The following is a 23,341-nucleotide window of genomic DNA, read 5'->3' on the forward strand; positions in this document are numbered from 1 at the left end:
CGCGCATGCAAACCTCCACACGCGGCGGCCTGGTGGCCTTGTCGCTGTCCATGTTGCTGGCCGCCCTGGGCACCAGCATCGCGAATGTCGGCCTGCCCAGCCTGGCGCACGCCTTCGGTGCCTCGTTTCAGGCCGTGCAGTGGGTGGTGCTCACCTACCTGCTGGCCATCACCGCCGTGATTGTCAGCGCCGGGCGCCTGGGCGACCGTCTGGGGCGCCGGCGCTTGCTGCTGGCCGGGTTGCTGGTGTTTGCCCTGGCCTGCGCCGGTTGTGCCGCCGCGCCAACCCTGTCCTGGCTGATCGGCGCACGGGCATTCCAGGGCCTGGGCGCGGCGATCATGATGGCGATGACCCTGGGCATGGTCGGTGACACGGTCACGAAAGCGAATACGGGCCGAGTCATGGGCCTGCTCGGCACTATGTCGGCACTCGGCACGGCCATGGGGCCGAGTGTCGGCGGAGTATTGCTCAGCCTGTGGAGCTGGCGCGCGCTGTTTCTGATCGGCCTGCCCTTGGCGGGTGTGGCTGCCGCCCTCGCCTACCGTTATTTGCCGGCGGATGCTAACGCCCGCGAAGCTTCGCCAGGCGATACACTCTGGGCGCCCCTGCGCGATGCGCCGTTGCGCGCCGGCCTGGTCATGAGTGTTCTGGTGTCGGCGGTGATCATGGCCACGTTTGTGGTGGGCCCGTTCTACCTGTCCCGTGGCCTGGGCCTCGATCCCGCCTGGATGGGCTTGGCCATGGCCGTCGGGCCAACGGTCGCGGCGGTTACCGGTGTACCGGCGGGTTACCTGACCGATCGCCTCGGCAGCCAACGCCTGACCTTCGTGGGATTGAGCGTGATGCTGTGCGGGGCCCTGTTGCTGTCGCAGGCGTCCGGGCTTGGTGTTTATCTCGCGGCGCTGATCGTGTTGACAGCCGGCTACAGCCTGTTCCAGGCGGCCAACAACACGGCGGTAATGAGCGATATACAGGCGACACGCCGAGGCACAGTGTCCGGCCTGCTGAATCTGTCGCGCAACCTGGGCCTGATTTTCGGCGCCTCAGCCCTCGGCGCGGTGTTCGCCCGCGCCACCCCGGATGTCAGCCATGCCGCGCCCCAGGCGGTGGAAGTCGGCTTGCACGCCACCTTCGCCATGGCGGTAGGTTTGCTGTTACTGGCTGTGCTGATCGCCTGGAGACGCGCACACTCCCTGGCCAGCGCGAAGCAGACAAACGTTGACAAGCTAAAATCGTAACGACTATTGTCTGACAACCTGATCACCAAGGTTTTCCCATGCTTGAGCTCCAGCGCCCCGATTCGCTTGTCGTACGGGTTGTCAGCGCCATTCGCGCAGAAATCGAATCCGGCCAACTGGCCCCGGAGTCGCGCCTGCCGACCGAACAGCAACTGGCCGAACAACTCAACGTCAGCCGCTCCGTGGTGCGTGAAGCCATTGCCCAGCTCAAGGCCGACGGTGTGCTCACCGCCCGCCGTGGCCTGGGCTCGTTTATTTCGCAGACCCCTGCAGGCACGGTGTTTCGGTTTCCACAGCCCAATGGTCGGCGACCTGACCTGGCGCAAATGTTCGAAGTGCGCTTGTGGATCGAAACCCAGGCCGCTTCGATTGCCGCCCAGCGCCGCGACACCGCCGACCTGCAGCGCATGAAAAGCGCGTTGCAGGCCATGCAGGACAACCGCGACGACTTTGAAGCCGCAGCCCTGGCCGATGTGGAATTCCACCGTGCCATTGCCGACGCCAGCAAGAATGACTACTTCGTGGCCTTCCATGACTTCCTCAGGAGCCAGTTGGCCAGTGCGCGTAAAACCGCGTGGGAAAACTCGGCCTCGCGCTTTGCCACCGGTTCGGCCGACGCGACCCTGGAACATCAACAGCTCTACCAGGCCATTGCCGACGGCGACGCCCAGCGCGCCGCTGCCAGTGCCGAGGCGCACCTGCGTGCCGCGGCGCGACGCCTGCAACTGGAATTACCCACCACGAATTGATCCACCTTGTTTGCAGCGTGTCCGTGGACACGCCATTTTTTTAACAAAAACATTAGTCTGACAACCTGATAAGCAGACTGAAATGTACAGCCTAGGTACCCAGCAATGATTCATGACTTTTGCATTATCGGCGGCGGCATTGTCGGCCTGGCCACCGCCATGGAGCTGCTCAAGCGCCAACCCGGCGCGTCGCTGGTGATCCTGGAAAAAGAGTCGGTACTGGCCAGGCACCAGACCGGCCACAACAGCGGCGTGATCCATGCCGGCATCTACTACGCACCCGGCAGCCTCAAGGCCGATTTGTGCAAGCGCGGCGCCGAAGCCACCAAGCAGTTCTGCCGCGAACACGGGATCAAATTCGAGGTGTGCGGCAAGCTGCTGGTGGCCTCAAGCCCGCTGGAAATGCAACGCATGGAAGCGCTGTACGCCCGTGCCCAGCTCAATGGCATGCAGGTCGAGCGCCTGAATGCCGAACAACTGCGCCAGCGTGAACCGAACATCGTCGGCCTCGGCGGCTTGTTTCTCGATGCCACCGGGATTGTGGATTACCGCCAGGTGTGCGAGACCATGGCCCAGGTGATTCGTCGCAACGGTGGGCAGATCTGCCTGGAACGCACCGTCACTGCCATCCACGAAAACACCGATACGGTCACCGTCAACACCGAGGGCGAGACCTGGCAGGCCCGCCACCTGGTGGTGTGCGCCGGCTTGCAGTCGGACCGCCTGGCCCGGCTGGCCGGCATCCGCATCGACCATCAGATCATCCCGTTTCGGGGCGAGTACTTCCGCCTGCCCGCCGCCAAGAACAACATCGTCAACCATCTGATCTACCCGATCCCTGACCCGGAGCTGCCCTTCCTCGGCGTGCACCTGACCCGCATGATCGACGGCAGCGTCACCGTCGGCCCGAATGCCGTGCTGGGCCTGGGCCGCGAGAACTACCGCAAGTTTTCGGTGAACTGGCGCGACGTGGCGCAGTACGCCAGCTTCCCGGGTTTCTGGAAAACCCTCTGGCAAAACCTCGGTTCGGGCACCACCGAGATGAAGAACTCCTTGTTCAAGTCCGGCTACCTGGAGCAGTGCCGCAAGTACTGTCCGTCCCTGACCCTCGATGACCTGCTGCCCTACGAGGCCGGTATCCGTGCCCAGGCAGTGATGCGCGACGGCAGCCTGGTGCACGACTTTCTGTTCGCCCAAACCTCACGAATGCTGCATGTGTGCAATGCGCCCTCGCCGGCCGCCACCTCGGCCATGCCCATCGGCGCGATGATCGCCGACCGCCTGTTCCACCCCCAGTAACACCGCACCGCCCGCTCACCCAACAATAACTACAAAGACCCAGAAGGAAGTCCAGCATGTCGGCATCCGCCTCCATCCCCGGTACCGAAACGCCCGAACAAACCCGCAAGCGCCTGCGCAAAGTCGCCGCGGCCACCATCTTCGGCTCGATGCTGGAGTGGTACGACTTTTACCTGTACGCCACCATGGCGGCGATTGTGTTTTCGAAGATCTTCTTCGATAACAGCGACCCGAAGACTGCCACGCTGATGGCCTTTTCGACCTTTGCCATCGGCTTTATCGCCCGCCCTTTCGGCGGCATCCTGTTTGGCTACCTGGGCGACAAGTTCGGGCGCAAGCAAGTGCTGGTGCTGACCTTCTGCCTGATGGGCGTGTGCACCACCTTGATCGGCTTGATCCCCAGCTACGCCTCCATCGGCATCTGGGCCCCGATCCTGCTGGTGTTTATCCGCATCATCCAGGGCCTGGGCGCGGGTGCCGAGTTGTCGGGGGCGGCGGTCACGTCCTACGAGCATGCCTCCCAAGGCAAGCGTGGCAGCCAGGGCGCCTGGCCGGCACTGGGCCTGAACCTGGGCCTGTTGCTGTCCTCGCTGACCATTTACCTGCTGACCATCAACGGCAACGAGTTCCTGTTGGCCGGCGGCTGGCGCATTCCGTTTATCTGCAGCATCGTGCTGGTGGGCGTCGGCCTGTGGGTGCGCAACAGCATTCCGGAAACCCCACAGTTCGAAGCGCTGAGCAAGGAAAAAGCCAGAGCCAAGCCATCGCCCCTCAAGGCCTTGTTCAAGAACGACCTCAAGGGCCTCGCCGTGGTGTTTTTTGTCGCGATTGGCTACAACGCCCTGAGCTACATCTTCAAGACCTTCTCCCTGGCGTACCTGACCCAATTCAAAGGCGTGGACGTGCATGTCACCTCGCTGTCGGTGACCATCGCCAGCCTGGTAGCCATCGTCGCCGTGCCCTGCTTCGGCTGGCTGTGTGACAAGTGGAGCAGCAAGGCCGTGTTGATGCTCGGCGGGCTGTGCTCGCTGTTGTTCGCCTACCCGTTCCTGGCCCTGCTCAACAGTGGTGAAAGCCTGATGATTTACCTCGCAATCGGTGTGGGCACCGGTATCCTCGCGCCGATGATGTTTGCGCCCCAGGGCTCGTTCCTGAGCCGGCAGTTCCCGACGCAAACGCGCTCTTCGGGTTTTGGCACCGGGCGGGAAATCGGCACCGCCATTGCCGGTGGCCTGGCACCGCTGGGCGCGCTATCTATGGTAGCGGCCTCGGCCACCCACTCCACCGATGGCGTGGTGGTGATCCTTGCGATTTCTGCCTTGTTGGTGGTGGTGTTTGCCCTTTGCGATCAGGGCGCGAAACACTCGGCATTCAAGAACTGAGCAAAAAAGTTCGGACCAACGGGTGCATGGATGCACCTGGATCGCGCATCATGGGCACTTTCAAGCTCAAGGGTAACGTCCATGCGCGTTCTGTCATTGATGATGGGTCTTGCGACGCTGGCCGCCACTACGGTGTTCTGCGCCAGCGCGATGGCGAATGAAGAAAGTCAGTTAGTCCAACAGATCAACCAATACCGCAGCCAGGTGCAACGCTGCGGTGACCAGGGTTCCCAGGAGCTGCCGCCGCTGACCAGCGATACACGGCTGGTGTTGCCGGCCTCCAATGTCGGCGATTTGCAGCAGTCGCTGGCGCGGGCTGCGTACCCGATGGTGAACGTGCAGGCCATCAGTCTGTCCGGTCCCAAGGATGCCGAGGCTGCGATGAAAGCGGTGCGCGAGAGCTTTTGCCGCGTAGTGCTCGATCCGCAATTTGTCGACATCGGGGTCAGCAACAGCGGCCAGGACTGGCGCATCGTGCTGGCTCGCCCATTGGTGACCAGCGGCCTGGGCGATTGGCAGACCGAAGGCAGAAAACTGCTCGACCTGATCAACACCGCCCGTGCCGAGCCGCGCCAGTGTGGCACCCAGGCGTTCACCGCCACGGCGCCCCTGTCGTGGAACGACACCCTGGCCGGCGCAGCCAACAGCCATACCCGCAACATGGCCAACGGCAATTTCTTCGACCACCTGGACCCCGACGGCCGTACGCCCGGCGACCGCGCCGAGTTGGCGGGGTATATCGCGAAGAATATTGGTGAAAACATCGCCGCCGGCCTCGACACGCCGCGCAAGGTCGTCGACGGTTGGCTCGCCAGCCCCGGCCACTGCGCCAACCTGATGAACCCGCAATTTCGCGAATTGGGTGCCGCCTACGCCATGGACCCCAAGAGTGACGCGGGCATCTATTGGACGGGCTTATTCGGCACGCAATAAGGTTGAGCGCCGGCCCAACCCGGCCAATAATGACGGCGTGCAAATAGACAATGAAATCAAAGTGCTATCAGGGAGATAATTGCGCTGAACTGAATGCGGTCATTCCGGTCTGTTGCTAGTCGGCCTGACTCTTCAAAGCTAAACAATACGTAGCAAGCAAGGTGTGAACCCCATGATGAATTGGCTGCAAGGCAGCAGCGAAATGGCAGAGCGGGTTCGTCAGCACGATTGGGCCAATACGCCCCTGGGGCCACTTGAACACTGGCCCGATGTGTTGAAGACAACCGTTGCGCTGTGCTTCGCGTCGAGTTTCCCCCAGGCCATCGTCTGGGGGCCTCAGTTGATTACTCTCTACAACGACGCGTTCACGCCGATCCTGGGTAGCAAACCCGACGCCTTGGGCCGCCCGTTCAACGAGATCTGGCACGAGGTGTGGGACGATATCAGCCCTATCGCCGACGCCGCGTTCGATGGGCACGCCACCTATATCGAAAACTTCCCGCTGTTGATCCAACGCAACGAAGCGCCGGAACAAGCCTATTTCACCTTTTGCTACAGCCCGATTCGCAATGCCCAAGGCGTGGTGGTCGGTTTGCTCGACACGGTGACCGAAACAACCGCCACGGTATTCCTGGCCCGTCGCCTGGCAGTGCTGGACGCCATCGGCAACAGCGTGGTCAATGCCACCGACGCCGAAACCATCCTGACGTCTACGACCCGCCTGCTGGCCGAACATCTGCAGGTATCCATCTGTGCCTACGCCGACATGGACGAGGATGAAGATGGCTTTACCATTCGCGGCGACTGGTCGGCGCATGGCTCGCCGAGCATCATCGGGCATTACAGCCTCGCGGCGTTCGGGGAATGCGCGGTCAACTGCCTGCGTGCCGGCGAGCCACTGGTGATACGCAATAATCTGATCGAGTTGCCGCCCCATGACGCCGCGAGCTTCCAGGCACTGGGGGTGACAGCCACTATTTGCATGCCGTTGATCAAAGACGGGCGGCTCACCGCGCTGATGGCCGTGCACGACAAACTGCCGCGCTTTTGGTCATCCTATGACATGGCGCTGGTGGGCGAAGTCACCGAGCGTTCCTGGGCGCATATCGAGCGCGTACGCGCCGATGCCGCCGTGCGCGAGGGCCTGGCCGCCTATACAGAGCTCAATGCCAGCCTGGAACAGCGCGTGAATGAGCGTACCCATGCGCTGGCCGAGGCCGAAGCCGCACTGCGCCAGTCACAGAAGCTGGAGGCCATCGGCCAACTGACCGGCGGCGTCGCCCATGACTTCAACAACCTGCTGACCATTATTCGCTCGTCGGTGGACTTCCTGCGCCAGCCCGGCCTGTCCGAGGAGCGTCGGCAACGCTACATGTGCGCGGTGTCCGACACCGTCGAGCGGGCCAGCAAGCTCACCAGCCAACTGCTCGCCTTTGCCCGGCGCCAACCACTGAACCCGCAGGTGTTCGATGTCGGCCAGCGCGTGCAAAATATCGGCGAGATGCTCGAGAGCGTTACCGGTGCACGCATTCATGTGCAGGTTAAATTGCCCGATCAGCCCTGCTATGCGCGCATCGACCCCAGCCAGTTCGAAACCGCACTGATCAACATCGCCCTCAACGCCCGCGATGCGATGGACGGCCAGGGTACCCTGACCCTCAAAGTCGCCAGCGAGCAAACGCTGCCACGTATTCGTGGGGATGCCGAGTCGTGCATGCCCTACATCACCATTTCCCTGGCCGACACCGGCAGCGGGATTCCCAGCGACACCTTCGAGCGCATCTTCGAGCCGTTCTTCACCACCAAGGCCGTGGGCAAAGGCACCGGCCTGGGCCTGTCGCAGGTATTCGGCTTTGCCAAGCAGTCAGGCGGCAATATCGATGTGGCCAGCACCCTCGGCCAAGGCACGGTGTTTACCTTGTATCTGCCGCAAGTCGAAGGCGAAGCGGCGCCGGATCAACACACCCCTGCAGATCTGCCAGCGCCGCAGGAGGCTGCTCATCAACATGTGCTGATCGTTGAGGACAACTTAGAGGTGGGACGCTTCGCCAGCCAGATCCTCAAGGACCTGGGTTACCAGACCACCTGGGCGACCAATGCCGAACAGGCGCTGAACCTCGCTGGCAATGACGTCCAGGGGGTCGACGCGATTTTCTCCGACGTGGTGATGCCCGGCATGACCGGCGTGGCCATGGCCAGGTTGCTGCGCCAGCGCCGCCCCGACCTGCCCGTGGTACTCGTCTCTGGCTACAGTGAGGAACTGGCAGACAGCGGCTACGAAGGCTTTGAGTTCCTCGCCAAGCCCTACTCCGCCGACCAAGTTGCGCGGGTGCTGGCAAAGGCGATGTGCAAGGATCAGTCGACGACCGCTACCTGATTGCGACCCGATGCCTTGGCCTGGTACAGGGCCTTGTCGGCGCTGTTCATCAAGGCGTTCAAATCCAGAGGCTGAGTGCAGGTCGATGCTACGCCCAGGCTTGCGCTCACCCCTTGTACCGGGTCGGCGGGCAAATCATGAATCGTCTGGATCAACTCCTCGGCGATGCTGCGTGCGGTCTCCAACGAGGTATTGGGCAGCAATACCGCAAACTCTTCGCCCCCCAGGCGACCGTAGATATCGGTCTGGCGAAAGGACGCACTGATCACCGCGCCAATCTGGCGCAACACCTGGTCGCCGGCCTGGTGGCCGTAGGTGTCATTGATGGCTTTGAAGTGGTCCATGTCCATCATCAATGCACACAGCGGCTGCTGCTCGCGAAGGCACTGGGCATACAGCAATTGGGCCTGTTCGTAGAACGCCCGACGGTTCATCAGCCCGGTTAACTCATCGGTCTGGGCGGCACGGGTGGAAATATGATGAGCGCGCTCCATTTGCCTCGTTAGACGGAAGGCTTTTTCCAGGGCATCGGACAGCTTGCGCGTCGCACCGACCACAAACGAAGCAAACACCAGCACCGCCAGCGCCACGCCAACCTGCATCGGCGAAGGCTGAAACAGCATCCATACCGTACAGGGAAGCAACACCAGCGCCATCGAGCCCAGCGTCATGTAGCGATAGGCTGAATAACAGGACACCGCGCTGACCGACATGCCCACGGTAAACAGCATCACCAGCACCTGGGACAAGCGGTCATCGACCGGCATCACCGCCAGCGCCCCGCCGCCCCAGATACCCGCCGACAGCATCAGCGTGACCCAGTAGTGGCGCTCCCAACGTGCGGGTGTGCGCCCCGCGTCAGGGCAGCGAAACCATTGCACAAACAGATGCAGGCGCACCAATGACGAGCCCGCCAGCAGTACCAACCACACCAGAATGACCTGCTGATCGAATCGATCCCAGCACAGCCAGCAGAGCATGACGGCGCCCAGGTAGCTGCCGAAGATCGCCGAGAATGATTGACGAAAGAGCTGGTGCAAACGGTCGGTTCGCACCTGCTCTTCGATGGAGTGACCCTGATCTTGCCCGAGGCTATGCATGGGGTTGGCCTGTTTGACCGGCGACGGCAAAGGCGCCATTGTGGCACCTTGCCAGCAAGCCGAACAGCGGCATACGCTGCGCTAGAGCGTTTCAGGCTCTTGAGGTCGCAAAATGAGCACGCCCAGGGGCGGCAGGTTCAACGACAGCGACACCGGTTGCCCATGGCGCGGCTCATCCTGGGTAAACACGGCCCCGCCATTCCCGTAGTTGGAGCCCGCGTAGGTATCGGCATCACTGTTGATCACCTCACTCCACCGCCCGCCAAACGGCACACCGACTGCGTAGCCTTCACGGGGCACCGGGGTGAAGTTGGCAACCACCAACACCGGCTTGCCATCCTTGCTCCAGCGCAGCCAGGCGTAGACGCTATTGATCGCGTCATCACCGATCAGCCATTGGAAGCCCTGGGGCGCATCGTCCTGTTCGTGCAGCGCCGGCTCTTCGCGGTACAGGCGGTTCAAATCGCCTACCAGCTTCTGCACCCCACGGTGCTCGGGGTACTGCAGCAAATACCAATCCAGTTGCTGATCGTGGTTCCACTCGCGCCATTGGCCAAATTCGCAGCCCATGAACAGCAACTTCTTGCCGGGGTGCATCCACATGAAACTGAGGTAGGCGCGCAGGTTGGCAAATTTCTGCCAGCGGTCGCCGGGCATCTTGTCGATCAGCGAGTGCTTGCCGTGCACCACCTCATCATGGGAAATCGGCAGGATAAAGCGCTCCGACCAGGCGTACACCAGCCCGAAACTCAGCTCGTTGTGATGATGGGCGCGGTACACCGGGTCTTGCTGGATGTAATGCAGGGAGTCGTGCATCCAGCCCATGTTCCATTTGTAATTGAACCCCAGGCCACCCTGTTGGGTAGGCTGGCTGACGCCAGGCCAGGCCGTGGACTCTTCGGCAATCACCAAGGCGCCCGGGGCTTCAAGGGCAACCACGTCGTTCAGGTGCCGCAAGAAGTCGATGGCTTCCAGGTTCTCGCGACCGCCATGGCGGTTGGGCACCCATTCACCGGCCTTGCGCGAATAATCGCGATACAGCATGGAGGCCACTGCGTCCACGCGCAGGCCATCGACGTGGAAATGCTTGAGCCAGTGCAAGGCCGACGCGAGCATGAAACCGTGGACCTCGGTGCGGCCCAGGTTGTAGATCAGCGTGTCCCAGTCCTGGTGAAAGCCTTCCAGGGGGTTGGCGTATTCGTACAGAGCGGTACCGTCAAATTGCGCCAGGCCGTGGGTATCGGTGGGGAAATGCGCGGGTACCCAATCAAGGATCACGCCGATATCGGCCTGATGGCAGGCATTGACGAACCAGGCAAAGTCTTCCGGCGAGCCAAAGCGAGCACTGGGGGCAAACTGGGATAACGCCTGATAGCCCCAGGAGCCACCAAAGGGGTGTTCCATGATCGGCATCAGCTCGATATGGGTGAAGCCCAATTGTTGAACGTAAGGAATCAGCCGCTCAGCCAGTTCGCGCCAGCCATATTGACGGGCCACTTCACCGGCCTCGTCCAGCTCGCACTGCCAGGACCCCACATGCAGCTCGTAGATCGACAACGGCGCAGTGGTTTTCTGCTTGTCTCCCCGCGATTGCATCCACTCATGGTCCTGCCAATCCACTTGCAAAGGTGCGGCGACCTTCGAGGCGGTGTCCGGCGGCAGTTGGGTGGCCAACGCCACAGGGTCGGCCTTGAGCGGCAAAATGCCGTGGGCACCGAGAATTTCATACTTGTAGGCCGCGCCCGGCTGCAAGCGTGGGATGAAGATTTCCCACACGCCCGATGGATGGCGCAGGCGCATCGGGTGGCGGCGCCCGTCCCAGATATTGAAGTCGCCCACCACCGAAACCCGCCGTGCGTTCGGCGCCCAGACGGCAAAGCGCACGCCTTGCACGCCGTCGACGCTGACCACCTGAGCCCCCAGGCAGTTGCCCAGGTCACGGTGATTGCCTTCGGCAAACAGGTACAGGTCCATTTCCCCCAGCAGCAATTGGCTGAAGCTGTAGGGATCTTCGGTGATCTGCTCACCGCCGGCCCACTGGATTTTCAGCAGGTAGGGCTGGCGAGTGCTGAAGTGCCCAATAAACAGGCCTGGCACCTGGGTGGCATCGAGGCTGCCAAACGGCTCACCTGTGTCACGCGCCAGTACCTGGACACTCAGGGCCTCGGGCAGGAACGCACGGATAAACTGGCCGCCCTGCTCGTCATCATGGGGCCCCAGGATCGAAAAAGGATCGGGGTGCTCGGCGCGCACCAGCGCATCGACGTCCTTGGACGCCGGCATTGCAGTCAACTTGGGCTGCAGCGGTTCTCTCTGTGTAAAACTCATGACGTCTCCCCACCGCGTACAGGTTTAGATATAGGTGTCAGCCCGCTCAGCAAGCCGTGCAGCCCTTGCAGGGGCACCGGCAGCCAGGTCGGGCGGTTTTCTGCTTCGTAGGCCACTTCGTACGCGGCCTTTTCCAGGCTGAACAAGGTCAGCGCTGCGTCTTGGCCGTTGGCATCCTGCCAGTCATGCGCCAGTGTAGACGCAGCGGCCTGGTAAGCCTGGGTAAATGCTACGCGGGCTTCATTCAGGTAGCGGTCGGTCACGCGTTTACGCGCAGCGTTCGCTTCTGGCGTGTGATCCACCCCCTGCACATTCAGCGCCATCGCCGCGGCATAATCGAAGGAACGCAGCACACCGCTCACATCTTTATAAGGGCTGTGTTTGCCGCGCCGCTCATGCAGCGGTCGCGCCGGTTCGCCCTCGAAGTCGATCAAGTAGGCATCACCCTTGACCACCAATACCTGGCCCAGGTGCAAGTCACCGTGGACGCGAATGCGCAACCCGCCCGCCGTGGCTTTGGCCAACGCCTGGACATGCGCCGCGATGGCTTTTTTCTGCGCCAGTAATTCACTGACCAACGCCTGGTCGGCGGGGTTCAACTGGCTTTGATTAAGCTTGAGCAACTGCAAGGCGCGGTCGATCTGGGCGCCGACATCCTTGGCCCAGGCTTGGGTGTCTTTGGCTGTGGTGGGTTCGGGTTTGAAAGCTTTGTCGGCGGTTGGCGCACCCAACACCAGGTGCATTTCACCCAGGCGCTGACCGAGCAAGCCGGCAAAGTCCGCCAGTTCGCCGAGGGCGTTGTAGTGCTGTTCCTGTTCAGAGATCGCGTCGGCCAGCTCATCGCGGATCGCGCGCTCCAGGTTGTTCTGGGTCCAGCTCCGGGCATCGCCCTGATTGCTCAGGTAACCCTGGGCAATCATCAGCAGGTTGTCCTGCCCCTGCCCGTCGCGGCGGCTCATAAAGCCCAACAGCGGCGAGATATTCGGGTAGCCGGCGGCGGTCAGGTAGGCACTCATTTCCAGCTCCGGGTGCACACCGGCGCTGACTTTACGAATCAGCTTGAGCACCAGGCTGTCACCGACCACCACCGAGCTGTTGGACTGCTCGGCAGACAAATAACGCACCGGCGATTCACGGGTCAGTTGCAGTGCGTCCAAGTGCTCAGTCGCCTCGAACCGCAGATCGCCGTCAGGGGTATTGAGCACGGTGCCGGCCTGCATGGCCTGGATCACCTCAAGGATAAAATGCTCAAGGCTGAAGGCATCGGTCACCAAACCTACCTGGCGGGTGCGTCGTACTCGGGCCAACGCCAATTGCTGGGGCAAGGCGCTGGTGAACTGGTCTTCGCCAAGGAAGCCCAAGGGCAGTTGGTAGCGGCTGACCTGGCCAGCACTGGTCACTTCGATCTCGCTGAGCAACACCGGATGCTGCGGGTCGCCAAAACGCACGCCATAAGCGATGTGCACCGTGTCGATTGCCGTATCTTTGCCGGCAAACCAGCGACGCTTGGGCAGCCAGGCGGGCAGTGAAGTCTGTTCCAGGCTGGTGCGGCAAGGTTCTTCCAGTAACTCTTCCATGCGTTTTTTCAGTACCAAAGTGGTGAAGTCGGGCATGCTTTGCGCCGGTTCCACATGCCAGCTGGGCATCTGGTTTTCCGCTGCCAGCACGAACCAATAGAAACCATAGGGCGCCAGGGTCAGCAGGAAATTCAGCTGGCCGATCGGCGGGAAGGCATTACCGCCGAGCATCTCTACCGGCACCATGCCGGCAAAGGCCGACAGGTCCAGCTCCGCCGCCTGGGCGCTGCGCGACACATTGGCTACGCACAGGATGATCTCGGTGTGGCCGTCTTCGCCGGTGTATTCACGGGTGTAAGCCAGGATGCGCCTGTTAGTCGGCGAGAGCATCTTCAGGCTGCCACGGCCAAACGCCTTGGACTGCTTGCGCACTGCGAGCATGCGCCGGGTCCAGTTGAGCAATGAGTGCGGGTCCTGGGCTTGGGTCTCGACGTTGACCGACTGGTAACCGTATTGCGGGTCCATGATCGGCGGCAACACCAGGCTGGCCGGGTCGGCACGGGAAAACCCGCCATTGCGGTCGATGGACCATTGCATGGGCGTGCGCACGCCGTCACGGTCGCCCAGGTAGATGTTGTCGCCCATGCCGATTTCATCGCCGTAGTACAGGGTCGGCGTGCCCGGCATCGACAGCAACAGGCTGTTGAGCAATTCCACCCGCCGACGATCCCGCTCCACCAGCGGCGCCAGGCGTCGCCGAATACCCAGGTTGATACGGGCGCGGCGGTCTGCGGCGTAGTAGTTCCACAGGTAGTCGCGCTCTTTGTCGGTGACCATTTCCAGGGTCAGCTCATCATGGTTGCGCAGGAAAATTGCCCACTGGCAGTTGGCGGGAATCTCCGGGGTCTGGCGCAGAATGTCCGTGATGGGGAAGCGATCTTCCTGGGCCAACGCCATGTACATGCGCGGCATCAGTGGAAAGTGGAACGCCATGTGGCATTCATCGCCGTCATCACCCTTTCTGTCGCCAAAGTACAGCTGCGTGTCTTCGGGCCACTGGTTGGCTTCGGCCAGCAGCATGCGGTCGGGGTAATGGGCGTCGATCTCGGCGCGGATCTGCTTGAGGACGTCGTGGGTTTCCGCCAGGTTTTCGTTGTTGGTGCCGTCCCGTTCGATCAGGTAGGGAATGGCGTCCAGGCGCAGGCCGTCGATGCCCAGGTCGAGCCAATAGCGCATCACCGACAGCACCGCTTTCATGACCTGCGGGTTATCAAAGTTGAGGTCGGGTTGGTGCGAGTAAAAGCGGTGCCAGAAGTACTGGCCGGCCACCGGGTCCCAGGTCCAGTTGGACTTTTCGGTGTCGAGGAAAATAATGCGTGTGCCGTCGTATTTCTGGTCATCATCCGACCACACGTAGAAGTCCCGTGCGGCCGAGCCTGGCTTGGCCTTGCGCGCGCGTTGGAACCAGGGGTGCTGGTCGGAGGTGTGGTTGATCACCAGTTCAGTGATCACGCGCAACCCGCGTTGGTGGGCTTGGGCAATAAAGCGCTTGGCGTCGGCCATCGTCCCGTAGTCGCTGTGCACGCCGCGGTATTCGGCAATGTCGTAGCCGTCATCACGCCGGGGAGACGGGTAGAACGGCAGCAGCCAGATGGTGTTCACGCCGAGGTCGGCGATGTAGTCGAGCTTGGCGATCAGCCCGGCAAAGTCACCAATGCCGTCGTTGTTGGAGTCGAAATAGGATTTGACGTGAACCTGGTAGATCACCGCGTCTTTGTACCAGAGCGGGTCTTTGATAAAGGTGGCTGCCTTGGGTTTCTTGGCCATTGCAAACTCCTGAAAATACAAAGTTCTCGAGGATCGTTCCCACGCTCCGCGTAGGAACGCAGCCCCGGACGCTCCGCGTCCCAAGCGCGACGCAGAGCGTCAAGCGAGGCATTCCCACGCAGAGCGTCAAGTGAGACGTTCCCACGCAGAGCGTCAAGTGAGGCGTTCCCACGCAGAGCGTGGGAACGAGCACTCAGGATGTACTGATGCGCCAGATCCCGAACGGCATCTGCGGCTCCAGCCGGGTCCATTGGGTCTTGCCGTACCAGGTCCAGCGGTGGCCGTTCATCAAGTCTTCGCCCTGGGTCTGGGCATCGTCGGGCAAGCCCATCTCCCACAGCGGCAATTCAAAGTGGGCTTCCTGGACGTTGTGCGGGTCGAGATTGACGGCGACCAGAATGAAATTGCTGCCGTCTTCGCTGCGCTTGCCGAAATACAGAATGTTGTCGTTCCAGGCGTTGTAGAGCTTGAGCCCCAGGTGCGTGTGCAACGCCGGGTTCTGGCGGCGGATGCGGTTGAGCTGGGCGATCTCGGCGATGATGTTGCCCGGCGCGGTGAAGTCCCGAGGTCGGATTTCGTACTTCTCCGAGTCCAGGTATTCCTCTTTGCCCGGCACCGGCGCGGCTTCGCATAACTCGAAACCCGAATACATTCCCCACAGGCCCGAGCCCATCGTGGCCAGCGCAGCGCGGATCAGGAAGCCTGCGCGACCGGACTCATGCAGGAAACCCGGATTGATGTCCGGCGTATTGACGAAGAAGTTCGGGCGGTAGCACTCACGCCAGGGCGACTGGTTCAGTTGGGCAAGGTACTCGCTCAGCTCAGCCTTGGTGTTGCGCCAGGTGAAGTAGGTATAGCTCTGGGAATAGCCGACCTTGCCCAGGCGCGCCATCATCGCCGGTGTGGTGAAAGCTTCGGCGAGGAAGATCACCTCCGGGTACTTGGCACGCACGTCGCTGATCAGCCATTGCCAGAACGGCAGCGGCTTGGTGTGCGGGTTGTCGACGCGAAAGGTCTTCACGCCCTCTTCCACCCAGCCCACCACGATGTCACGCAGCTCGGTCCACAGGCTGGGGATGGCATCGGCCGCATAGAAATCGACGTTGACGATGTCCTGGTACTTTTTCGGCGGATTTTCCGCGTATTTGATCGTGCCGTCCGGGCGCCAGTTGAACCAACCCGGATGCTGTTTGAGCCACGGGTGGTCCTGGGAGCACTGGATGGCGAAATCCAGGGCGATTTCCAGGCCGTGGTCGGCAGCAGCCTTGACCAACCGGCGGAAATCATCGCGAGTGCCCAACTGAGGGTGAATAGCCTCGTGACCGCCCTCCTCACTGCCAATGGCGTAGGGGCTGCCAGGATCATCAGGGCCGGCGGTGAGTGAGTTGTTCTTGCCCTTGCGGTGGCTACGGCCGATGGGGTGGATCGGCGGGAAATACAGCACGTCGAAGCCCATGTCGTGAATCATCGGCAAGCGTGCGTGCACGTCGTTAAAGGTGCCGTGCCGCGCCGGATCGTCGGTGATCGAGCGGGGAAACAGCTCGTACCAGCTGGCAAATTGTGCGGCTTCACGTTCCACGTCAATCGGGTACGCGGGGCTGACGCTCAAATAGGCGCGATGGTCGGCCTGGGTCATCAGGTGTGCACTGTCTTCGTGCAGGAACAACGCCACCTGCTCAGTTTCCAACAGGCCGGAAAGCTCATGGTGCAACAGCATCAAGCGGTCACGCAGTTCGTTGTCACTGCGTTCGGCGGCCTGCAGCACCAGGCTACGGCCCTCCTGCAACTCCAGGCTGACGGGCACGCCAGCTTCATGCTTCTTGCGCAGTTCGTAACAGAAGCTGGCAAAGGTATCGATCCAGGCTTCGATGCAGTACTCATGACGGCCTTGGTGGGCCACGGTAAACGCGCCCTCCCAACCGTTGTTGCCGATATCAAGCATGACTACGCTGTGCCAGCTTTCGTCTCCCAGGGCGCGCCAGCGGATCAACACCGCCAGTTTATCGTGGCCATCGGCGAACACTTTGCTGGTGACATGAACCCGCTGGCCCACCACCGCCTTGACGGCAAACTCCCCGTTGTCGATGACCGGCATGGTGCTTTCGATCGCGATCCTGGGTAGCAGCAGCGCCTGCGACAACGGCAGCACGGAGTCTTCTGGAACCAGTGTTTCGGCAGTCATCGAGCAGCTTCCCCTTACGCCCTTTGGACGCTCTTTGCTTGATACGAATTCAGGTACGGCGACGCTATCCTTGAGCTGGGCCGTTTAAAGTCCGAGCCTGGGCGCTGCCCAAAAGTTCAGGTGGATATACCGCCCCTGGGCGGGAATCATTTCCAGCAGGCAATGGTCCACCAACAGAGCAAAGCACAAACGAGGCCATACCCATGAGCATCCCGACACCTCCTGAACCCGAAGATCCGAATATCGACGCCCCCCCACTGCCCCCGCCCGAACCGGAACGCGACCCTGAACAGGAGCCGCCTGAAAACCAGCCGCCACCGGTGCAGGAACCGCCCACGACGATGCCGCCGGTTATTGCCTGACTCACAGACACCCAAGCACTTGCCCGTGAAAAAATATCGCGGGCAAGCGCTACTGAGCTTTCCTACTTCAATCACCGACAATACCGAGATCCCGCTCTTGATGAACAAGATAGATTCAGTCACCCGTACGCTGCCTCGCCCCCTTGCCGGCCGCAGACTATCTTGTCCGTTAAGCGAGTACCTTCTATGCGCACCTCACTACTGCCCCCGTTCTCGGATGTTCACGGCATCCAACAGCCGCCAGTCAACGATCATCGGGAAAAACTGAACGATCTGTTCAGGGCCGGCCCAAGCGCAATCATGCGCAGGAAAGAGCCTGACACGCCCGCCTCCGCCCCTTCCAGGGCGCCGCAAACCTTTACCTTGCCCAACCCTGCCCCCTCCGCGAACGTAGAGCCGAAGACGGCCGGTGCCGACGCCACCCAGCTTGCCCAACTTCGTGCGCTGACCAGCCAGCAGAACATTACCAATATGCTGCGCGCGCCCAACTCACACGAGACCTCCGGGCAGGTGACCACGATTCGAAGCCTGTTAAGCAGGGAAAACGTCAAATCCTTGCTGCACGGCCCGGATGCAGACGAAGCGCGTAAACTGATTACCGATGTGAAGGAGCGTTTAGGTCAATCAAGCCTGCAGATGATTCATGACCGATCCTCACATATCGAGGTCCCCGGCTTGAGCCTTGAAGAAATTCGCGAGCGCACCTCCACTCTTGATCCCGAGGCAGGTTTCAACTGCGCTATGCAAATCGAGCGTGATCTACGCATTGAGAAGCTTTCTGCCATACAGCGAATGCGGCAAAGTACGCCTCTGGCTTCAGCCCTCTTCGATATCGGCAAAGAGGCGGACCTCGGCAACCCGCCCCCTCAACCGGATAATCCAACGCCCCCGGCAGAAAGCCTCACACACAACAACAATGTCAGGAATGACAATGGTCAGACCTTCACCTTCCGTAATACCCGTGAATCAAGTTTCGACGCACCTGAGCAAGTGATGGATTTTGACCACCACAGAGACAAACTCGATGTATCGGCAATTAGAAATCAACTCGGCAACACGCCATTGAAATTGGTAGGAAACTTCTCGGGAGCCAGTAGCGAGGTACAGATTCACTATAGCCCGGCTCACAATACGAGCGTGGTGATGATCTCCGGCAACCCGGGAGAGTCGCCCTTTGTGGTGAAAGCCTTAGGTGAGGTGAGATACGGCAACCTCATCACTTGACCTCCTTCATTCATCCTTCTCCAGCAGCTTGACGATCCGTGGCATCACGCTGAATACCGCCAGGGCCAGCAGCGTACTGAGCACCGCCGTCGATTCACGCCCCATTCCCGCCGCAACCCCAATGGCGGCGGTCATCCACAACCCGGCCGCGGTGGTCAGGCCCTTTACATGCTGGCCCTCTTCGTCTTCCTTGCCCTTGAGGATGGTGCCAGCGCCGAGGAAGCCAATGCCCGCGATGACCCCTTGAACCACACGGCTCATGGCATCCGCCTGGCTGCCGGACATCTGCGGCACCAGCACAAATAGCGCGGCGCCAAGCGCCACCAGCATATGGGTGCGCACTCCGGCCGCCTTGCCCTTGTGTTCACGCTCAAACCCCAGGATGCCGCCGAGGATCGCCGCGATCAGCAGGCGCACGGTCACTTGGGTGAGTTGCCGGGCATCGCCAATGTCTGCGAATTCGGCTTGCAGGGTTTGCCACGCCAGATGCCACCAGGCCTCCATGGATGCGCTCCTTTTTATTATGGATAGATAAAGGATGGACAGCGCAGACCGCCAGTCAGTTGCCTGGAACCCGTGCGCATGGCGGCCGCCTAACGCTGCATAGCCCACAAAACGGAGATTGTCATGACCGTACGCATCGAAAATCATCTGTGCTACTTCACCCTCGACGACAATGGCCAGGAACAAAGCCTGCCAGCCACCCGGGTGACCATCCTGACCGATCACGACAAAGCCATGTCTTATCTGGAACTGGCAGGTTCGCGCATCTACATCACCGAAGCCGAGGCGGACGCGCTGACGGTTGAAGGCGCAACCGATGGCCGTGAGCATGTAAAGGCGGACCAACCTGGTTCGGTGATTTAATTGATCTGCATCATCAGACCCGCTTAACCCCTGCACCCCTATGCCCATGGGGTGCAGCAGATTGACGCACAAGAACGCTTCAAGCTGATCTGATCCGCTTTTTATCACGCCACCTGAGTCTGTTATGCAAACAGTCTGTCGCCCATAGTTCGTCGGCCTGATGGAGGCTGATGAGCGAATGACCATGAGCGAACGAATCCCAACCGTGGAAACCTTTGAGCCCATTCACCCCAAGAAAGTGAAGGCCAAATCCAGCGACAACCTGATCCATACCCGCAGCTTTACCGGCTTGTTTCGCACCCTGCGAGTGGGCGGTGCCGGCCTGCTGTTCCTGGCTTTTTTCGGCACTGTGTGGCTGAACTGGGGTGGGCGCCAAGCCGTACTGTGGGACCTGGCCGAGAGCAAGTTCCACATTTTTGGTGCGACGTTCTGGCCCCAGGACTTCATCCTGCTCTCGGCGCTGTTGATCATCTGCGCCTTCGGCCTCTTCGCGATCACGGTGTTTGCCGGCCGCGTATGGTGCGGCTACACCTGCCCGCAAAGCTCGTTCACCTGGCTGTTCATGTGGTGCGAGAAGGTGACCGAAGGTGAGCGCAACCAGCGCATCAAACTTCAGGCCGCCCCCTGGAGCCTGAATAAGCTGGCGAGGCGCTCGGCCAAGCACACATTGTGGCTGGGTATCAGTGTGTTGACCGGGCTGACGTTTGTGGGCTACTTCACCCCGATCCGCCCCTTGGCCGCCGAACTGTTGACGTGGCAGATCGGTGGGGTGAGCCTGTTCTGGGTGCTGTTTTTCACGGGCGCCACCTACATCAATGCCGGCTGGCTACGCGAAGCGGTGTGCATGCACATGTGCCCCTATGCACGGTTCCAGAGCGTAATGTTTGATAAGGACACCCTGACCATTTCCTACGACACCACCCGCGGCGAGCATCGGGGCCCGCGTAAACGTGACGTGCAGCCAGCCGAGGTTGGCCTTGGCGATTGCATCGATTGCCAGTTGTGCGTTCAGGTTTGCCCCACGGGCATCGACATCCGCGACGGCCTGCAAATGGAATGCATTGGTTGTGCGGCCTGCATCGACGCCTGTGATTCGATCATGGATAAAATGGGCTATGCCCGCGGCTTGGTCAGTTACACCAGTGAGCATCAATTGCAGGGTGGCAAGACCCACCTGCTCAGGCCGCGCCTGATCGGCTACAGTGCCGTGCTGCTGGTGATGATCGCGGCGTTGGTGGTAGCGCTGATTGAACGGCCGATGGTGTCGCTGGATGTGACCAAAGACCGAGGCATGTTCCGTGAAAACAGCCAGGGCTTGATCGAAAACATCTACAGCCTCAAGGTGATCAACAAGACCCAGCAGCGCCAGGACTACCGCCTGGAACTGGTGGATGCCGAGGGGTTCCAGCTGCAAGGCAAGACCCAGGTCAGTCTGGCTGCCGGGGAAATTGTCGATATACCGGTGTCGGTGGCGTTGCTGGCGGACACACCGGCCAGCAGCTCTCAAACCCTGCGTTTTAAAGTCACTGATGTGGATGAGCCTTGGATTTATACCGCTGCTGACAGCCGCTTCGTTGCGCCCTTGAATCGCTGAACAACGATAGAGATCAACTGTAGGAGCGAGCTTGCTCGCGAAAAACTCACCGTCGCCGCGTTCATTCAGGAAACACACGTTATCGTTGACGTTTTTCGCGAGCAAGCTCGCTCCTACAGTTCGCCCTGCATACACATTCAAAAAGCTAATCAGGCCGCCATGAAACGCTACGAAAAATTTGCCGACGACATCGCAGAACTGATCCGCTCCGGCGTCCTCGGCCCCGGCCAGCGCGTACCATCGGTACGCTATGCCAGCCAGGCCTACGGCGTCAGCCCGTCCACGGTATTCCAGGCCTATTACTTGCTGGAGCGTCGTGGCCTGATCAGGGCGCGCCCGCGTTCTGGCTACTTCGTCAACACCCACGCGCCGAGCCCGTTTTCCGAGCCGGTGGTGAGTGAGCAGGTGCATGAGTCCACCGATGTGGGTGTCAGTGAGCTGGTGTTCTCGGTACTGGACTCGATCAAAGACCCCAACACCGTGCCCTTCGGCTCGGCCTTCCCCAGCCCCATGCTGTTCCCGCTGCCGCGCCTGGCCCGCTCCCTGGCCAGTGCCAGCCGCGACATGGACCCCCGCCTGGTGGTCACCGACATGTCGCCAGGCAACCCACAACTGCGCCGCCAGATTGCCCTGCGCTATATGGTCGGCGGCCTGATGCTGCCGATGGAGGAGTTGCTGATCACCAACGGCGCCCTGGAAGCACTCAACCTGTGCCTGCAGGCCGTGACCGAACCGGGCGACCTGGTCGCCATCGAAGCGCCGGCGTTCTACGCCTGTTTGCAAGTGCTTGAACGCCTGAAGCTCAAGGCTGTGGAGATCCCGGTGCACCCGCGCGACGGTATTGACCTGAACGCCCTGGCCCAAAGCCTTGAGCGCTATCCGATCAAGGCCTGCTGGACGATGACCAGCTTCCAGAACCCCATGGGCGCCACGTTGCCTGAAGAGAAAAAACAGGCGCTGGTGGAACTGCTGCGCAGCCATCAAGTGCCGCTGATCGAAGATGACGTCTACGCCGAATTGTATTACGGACAACAGGCCCCGAAACCGGCCAAGGCCTTCGACACCGAAGGGCTGGTGATGCACTGTGGCTCCTTTGCCAAGAGCCTGGCACCGGGTTACCGCGTGGGCTGGGTCGCCGCCGGGCGCTTCGCACAGAAGGTCGAGCGGCTGAAACTGATGACCTCATTGTGCCCATCAATGCCGGCGCAGGCGGCGATTGCCGACTACCTGCAACACGGCGGCTATGACCGGCACCTGCGCAAACTGCGCTATGCCCTGGAAGAACAGCAAAGCGCCATGCTGGCGGCCATCGCGCGTTATTTTCCGGCGCAAACACGGGTCAGCCAGCCGGCGGGAGGCTATTTTCTGTGGTTGGAACTGCCGGAGCAGACCGACTCGCTGAAATTGTTCCAGATGGCTCTGGCCCAGGGCATCAGCATTGCGCCGGGGCCGATCTTTTCCGCCACTCAGCGCTTCAGAAACTGCATTCGCCTGAATTACGGAAGCCCTTGGAACGAGGCGTCGGAAAAGGCCATGGAGACACTAGGGCGGATCGTGCGCTCGTTTTAACGGCCGCCGCCCAAGTCGATAAACGTTCCGGTGGAATACGATGCCTTGTCCGACAGTAACCAGATAATCGCCTCTGCCACTTCATCCGGGCGCCCGCCACGCGCCATCGGGATACCGGATTCCAGCTTGCTGACCCGGTCCGGGTCGCCGCTCAGGGCATGGAAATCGGTAAAGATATAGCCAGGGCGCACGGCGTTGACGCGAATGCCCTCGCCCGCCACCTCCTTGGACAGCCCCAGGGTAAAGGTGTCCAGCGCCCCCTTGGAGGCCGCGTAGTCGACATACTCTCCCGGCGAGCCCAGCCGCGCCGCCACCGACGACACGTTGACGATACTGCCGCCCTGCCCTCCATGCCGGGGCGACATGCGCAATACCGCGTGTTTGGCACACAGGATCGGGCCCAGCACATTGGTCTTGAGGATTTTGAGGATACGAAACTCGGACATCTCATCGACCCGCGACTTATGCCCCACGGTGCCGGCGTTATTCACCAGCGCGGTGACCCGGCCCAGTTCCGTATCAACGCGATTGAACAGAGCGATCACTTCATCCTCGCTGCTGACATCGGCCCGCACGGCAATCGCCTGGGCACCCAGCGCGCGAACCTGATCCAGTACACGCAGGGCAGCGTCTTCATCAGACTGGTAGTTGATGCAGATGCGATAGCCTTGGCGAGCGGCGAGCAATGCCGTTTGGGCGCCAATGCCACGACTGCCCCCCGTGATGATGACGACTTTGTCCATGGCTGCGGCCTCCCGATTCAACCGGATGTTTAGGGTTGGATCCAAGAATA

The 23,341-nt window shown here is 61.1% G+C and carries 16 protein-coding genes; 10 read left to right on the plus strand and 6 right to left on the minus strand.

Annotated features, from left to right (window positions below; genetic code table 11):
* Positions 1 to 5 precede the first annotated feature (5 nt).
* From OC445_RS21365 to OC445_RS21390, 6 genes are all read left to right on the plus strand, one after another.
* The gene (locus OC445_RS21365; protein WP_262020332.1) at positions 6 to 1,238 is read left to right on the plus strand and encodes an MFS transporter; all 1,233 of its coding nucleotides are present in this window, start codon (positions 6 to 8) and stop codon (positions 1,236 to 1,238) included.
* A 38-nt stretch (positions 1,239 to 1,276) separates the two neighbouring features.
* Positions 1,277 to 1,987 (plus strand): FadR/GntR family transcriptional regulator, encoded by a 711-nt coding sequence (locus tag OC445_RS21370; protein WP_054898701.1) that lies wholly within the window; start codon positions 1,277 to 1,279, stop codon positions 1,985 to 1,987.
* A 105-nt stretch (positions 1,988 to 2,092) separates the two neighbouring features.
* Positions 2,093 to 3,286: an L-2-hydroxyglutarate oxidase gene (gene lhgO / locus OC445_RS21375; protein WP_054898702.1), complete on the plus strand. Its 1,194-nt coding sequence runs from the start codon at positions 2,093 to 2,095 to the stop codon at positions 3,284 to 3,286.
* 56 nt (positions 3,287 to 3,342) lie between these two features.
* The gene (locus OC445_RS21380; RefSeq protein WP_054898703.1) at positions 3,343 to 4,668 is read left to right on the plus strand and encodes an MFS transporter; all 1,326 of its coding nucleotides are present in this window, start codon (positions 3,343 to 3,345) and stop codon (positions 4,666 to 4,668) included.
* An 81-nt stretch (positions 4,669 to 4,749) separates the two neighbouring features.
* Positions 4,750 to 5,601 (plus strand): CAP domain-containing protein, encoded by an 852-nt coding sequence (locus tag OC445_RS21385; protein WP_054921410.1) that lies wholly within the window; start codon positions 4,750 to 4,752, stop codon positions 5,599 to 5,601.
* Between the two features lie 172 nt (positions 5,602 to 5,773).
* Positions 5,774 to 7,978, plus strand: a complete 2,205-nt coding sequence (locus OC445_RS21390) for an ATP-binding protein (RefSeq protein WP_262020333.1) — start codon at positions 5,774 to 5,776, stop codon at positions 7,976 to 7,978.
* Here the strand turns inward: OC445_RS21390 and OC445_RS21395 are convergent.
* From OC445_RS21395 to OC445_RS21410, 4 genes are all read right to left on the minus strand, one after another.
* Positions 7,957 to 9,117 carry a sensor domain-containing diguanylate cyclase gene (locus tag OC445_RS21395; RefSeq protein ID WP_057977238.1) on the minus strand — a complete coding sequence of 387 codons (1,161 nt, stop codon included), beginning with the start codon at positions 9,115 to 9,117 and terminating at the stop codon, positions 7,957 to 7,959. The genes OC445_RS21390 and OC445_RS21395 overlap by 22 nt on opposite strands.
* Positions 9,118 to 9,159: 42 nt before the next feature.
* Positions 9,160 to 11,406 (minus strand): 1,4-alpha-glucan branching protein GlgB, encoded by a 2,247-nt coding sequence (gene glgB, locus OC445_RS21400; RefSeq protein ID WP_057977237.1) that lies wholly within the window; start codon positions 11,404 to 11,406, stop codon positions 9,160 to 9,162.
* Positions 11,403 to 14,750, minus strand: coding sequence for a maltose alpha-D-glucosyltransferase (gene treS, locus OC445_RS21405; protein WP_262020334.1), 3,348 nt, complete (start codon positions 14,748 to 14,750; stop codon positions 11,403 to 11,405). The genes glgB and treS overlap by 4 nt, the downstream gene beginning before the upstream one ends.
* Before the next feature lie 193 nt (positions 14,751 to 14,943).
* The gene (locus OC445_RS21410) at positions 14,944 to 16,932 is read right to left on the minus strand and encodes an alpha-1,4-glucan--maltose-1-phosphate maltosyltransferase (RefSeq protein WP_127881362.1); all 1,989 of its coding nucleotides are present in this window, start codon (positions 16,930 to 16,932) and stop codon (positions 14,944 to 14,946) included.
* Positions 16,933 to 17,480: 548 nt separating this feature from the next.
* On the opposite strand from OC445_RS21410, the gene OC445_RS21415 reads away from it, so the two are divergent.
* Complete coding sequence (locus OC445_RS21415) at positions 17,481 to 18,518, plus strand: M10 family metallopeptidase C-terminal domain-containing protein (RefSeq protein ID WP_262020335.1); 1,038 nt, start codon at positions 17,481 to 17,483, stop codon at positions 18,516 to 18,518.
* Positions 18,519 to 18,524: 6 nt separating this feature from the next.
* Here OC445_RS21415 and OC445_RS21420 read toward each other — a convergent pair whose 3' ends face one another.
* Positions 18,525 to 19,022 (minus strand): MgtC/SapB family protein, encoded by a 498-nt coding sequence (locus tag OC445_RS21420; protein ID WP_034127637.1) that lies wholly within the window; start codon positions 19,020 to 19,022, stop codon positions 18,525 to 18,527.
* A 123-nt stretch (positions 19,023 to 19,145) separates the two neighbouring features.
* Here OC445_RS21420 and OC445_RS21425 point away from each other — a divergent pair, with 123 nt between their 5' ends.
* From OC445_RS21425 to mapR, 3 genes are all read left to right on the plus strand, one after another.
* Positions 19,146 to 19,385 (plus strand): DUF3203 family protein, encoded by a 240-nt coding sequence (locus OC445_RS21425; protein WP_034127638.1) that lies wholly within the window; start codon positions 19,146 to 19,148, stop codon positions 19,383 to 19,385.
* Between the two features lie 184 nt (positions 19,386 to 19,569).
* Positions 19,570 to 20,979: a cytochrome c oxidase accessory protein CcoG gene (gene ccoG, locus OC445_RS21430; RefSeq protein ID WP_034127668.1), complete on the plus strand. Its 1,410-nt coding sequence runs from the start codon at positions 19,570 to 19,572 to the stop codon at positions 20,977 to 20,979.
* A 159-nt stretch (positions 20,980 to 21,138) separates the two neighbouring features.
* The gene (mapR, locus tag OC445_RS21435) at positions 21,139 to 22,548 is read left to right on the plus strand and encodes a GntR family transcriptional regulator MpaR (protein WP_054898710.1); all 1,410 of its coding nucleotides are present in this window, start codon (positions 21,139 to 21,141) and stop codon (positions 22,546 to 22,548) included.
* On the opposite strand, the gene OC445_RS21440 is transcribed toward mapR, so the two are convergent.
* Entirely contained in the window at positions 22,545 to 23,291 is a 747-nt protein-coding gene (locus tag OC445_RS21440) for an SDR family oxidoreductase (protein ID WP_034127640.1), read from the minus strand. The two genes, mapR and OC445_RS21440, sit on opposite strands and share 4 nt — an antisense overlap.
* Positions 23,292 to 23,341 lie beyond the last annotated feature (50 nt).

It is taken from the genome of Pseudomonas sp. Pse35 (assembly GCF_024519715.1).
Taxonomy (GTDB): domain Bacteria; phylum Pseudomonadota; class Gammaproteobacteria; order Pseudomonadales; family Pseudomonadaceae; genus Aquipseudomonas; species Aquipseudomonas paracarnis.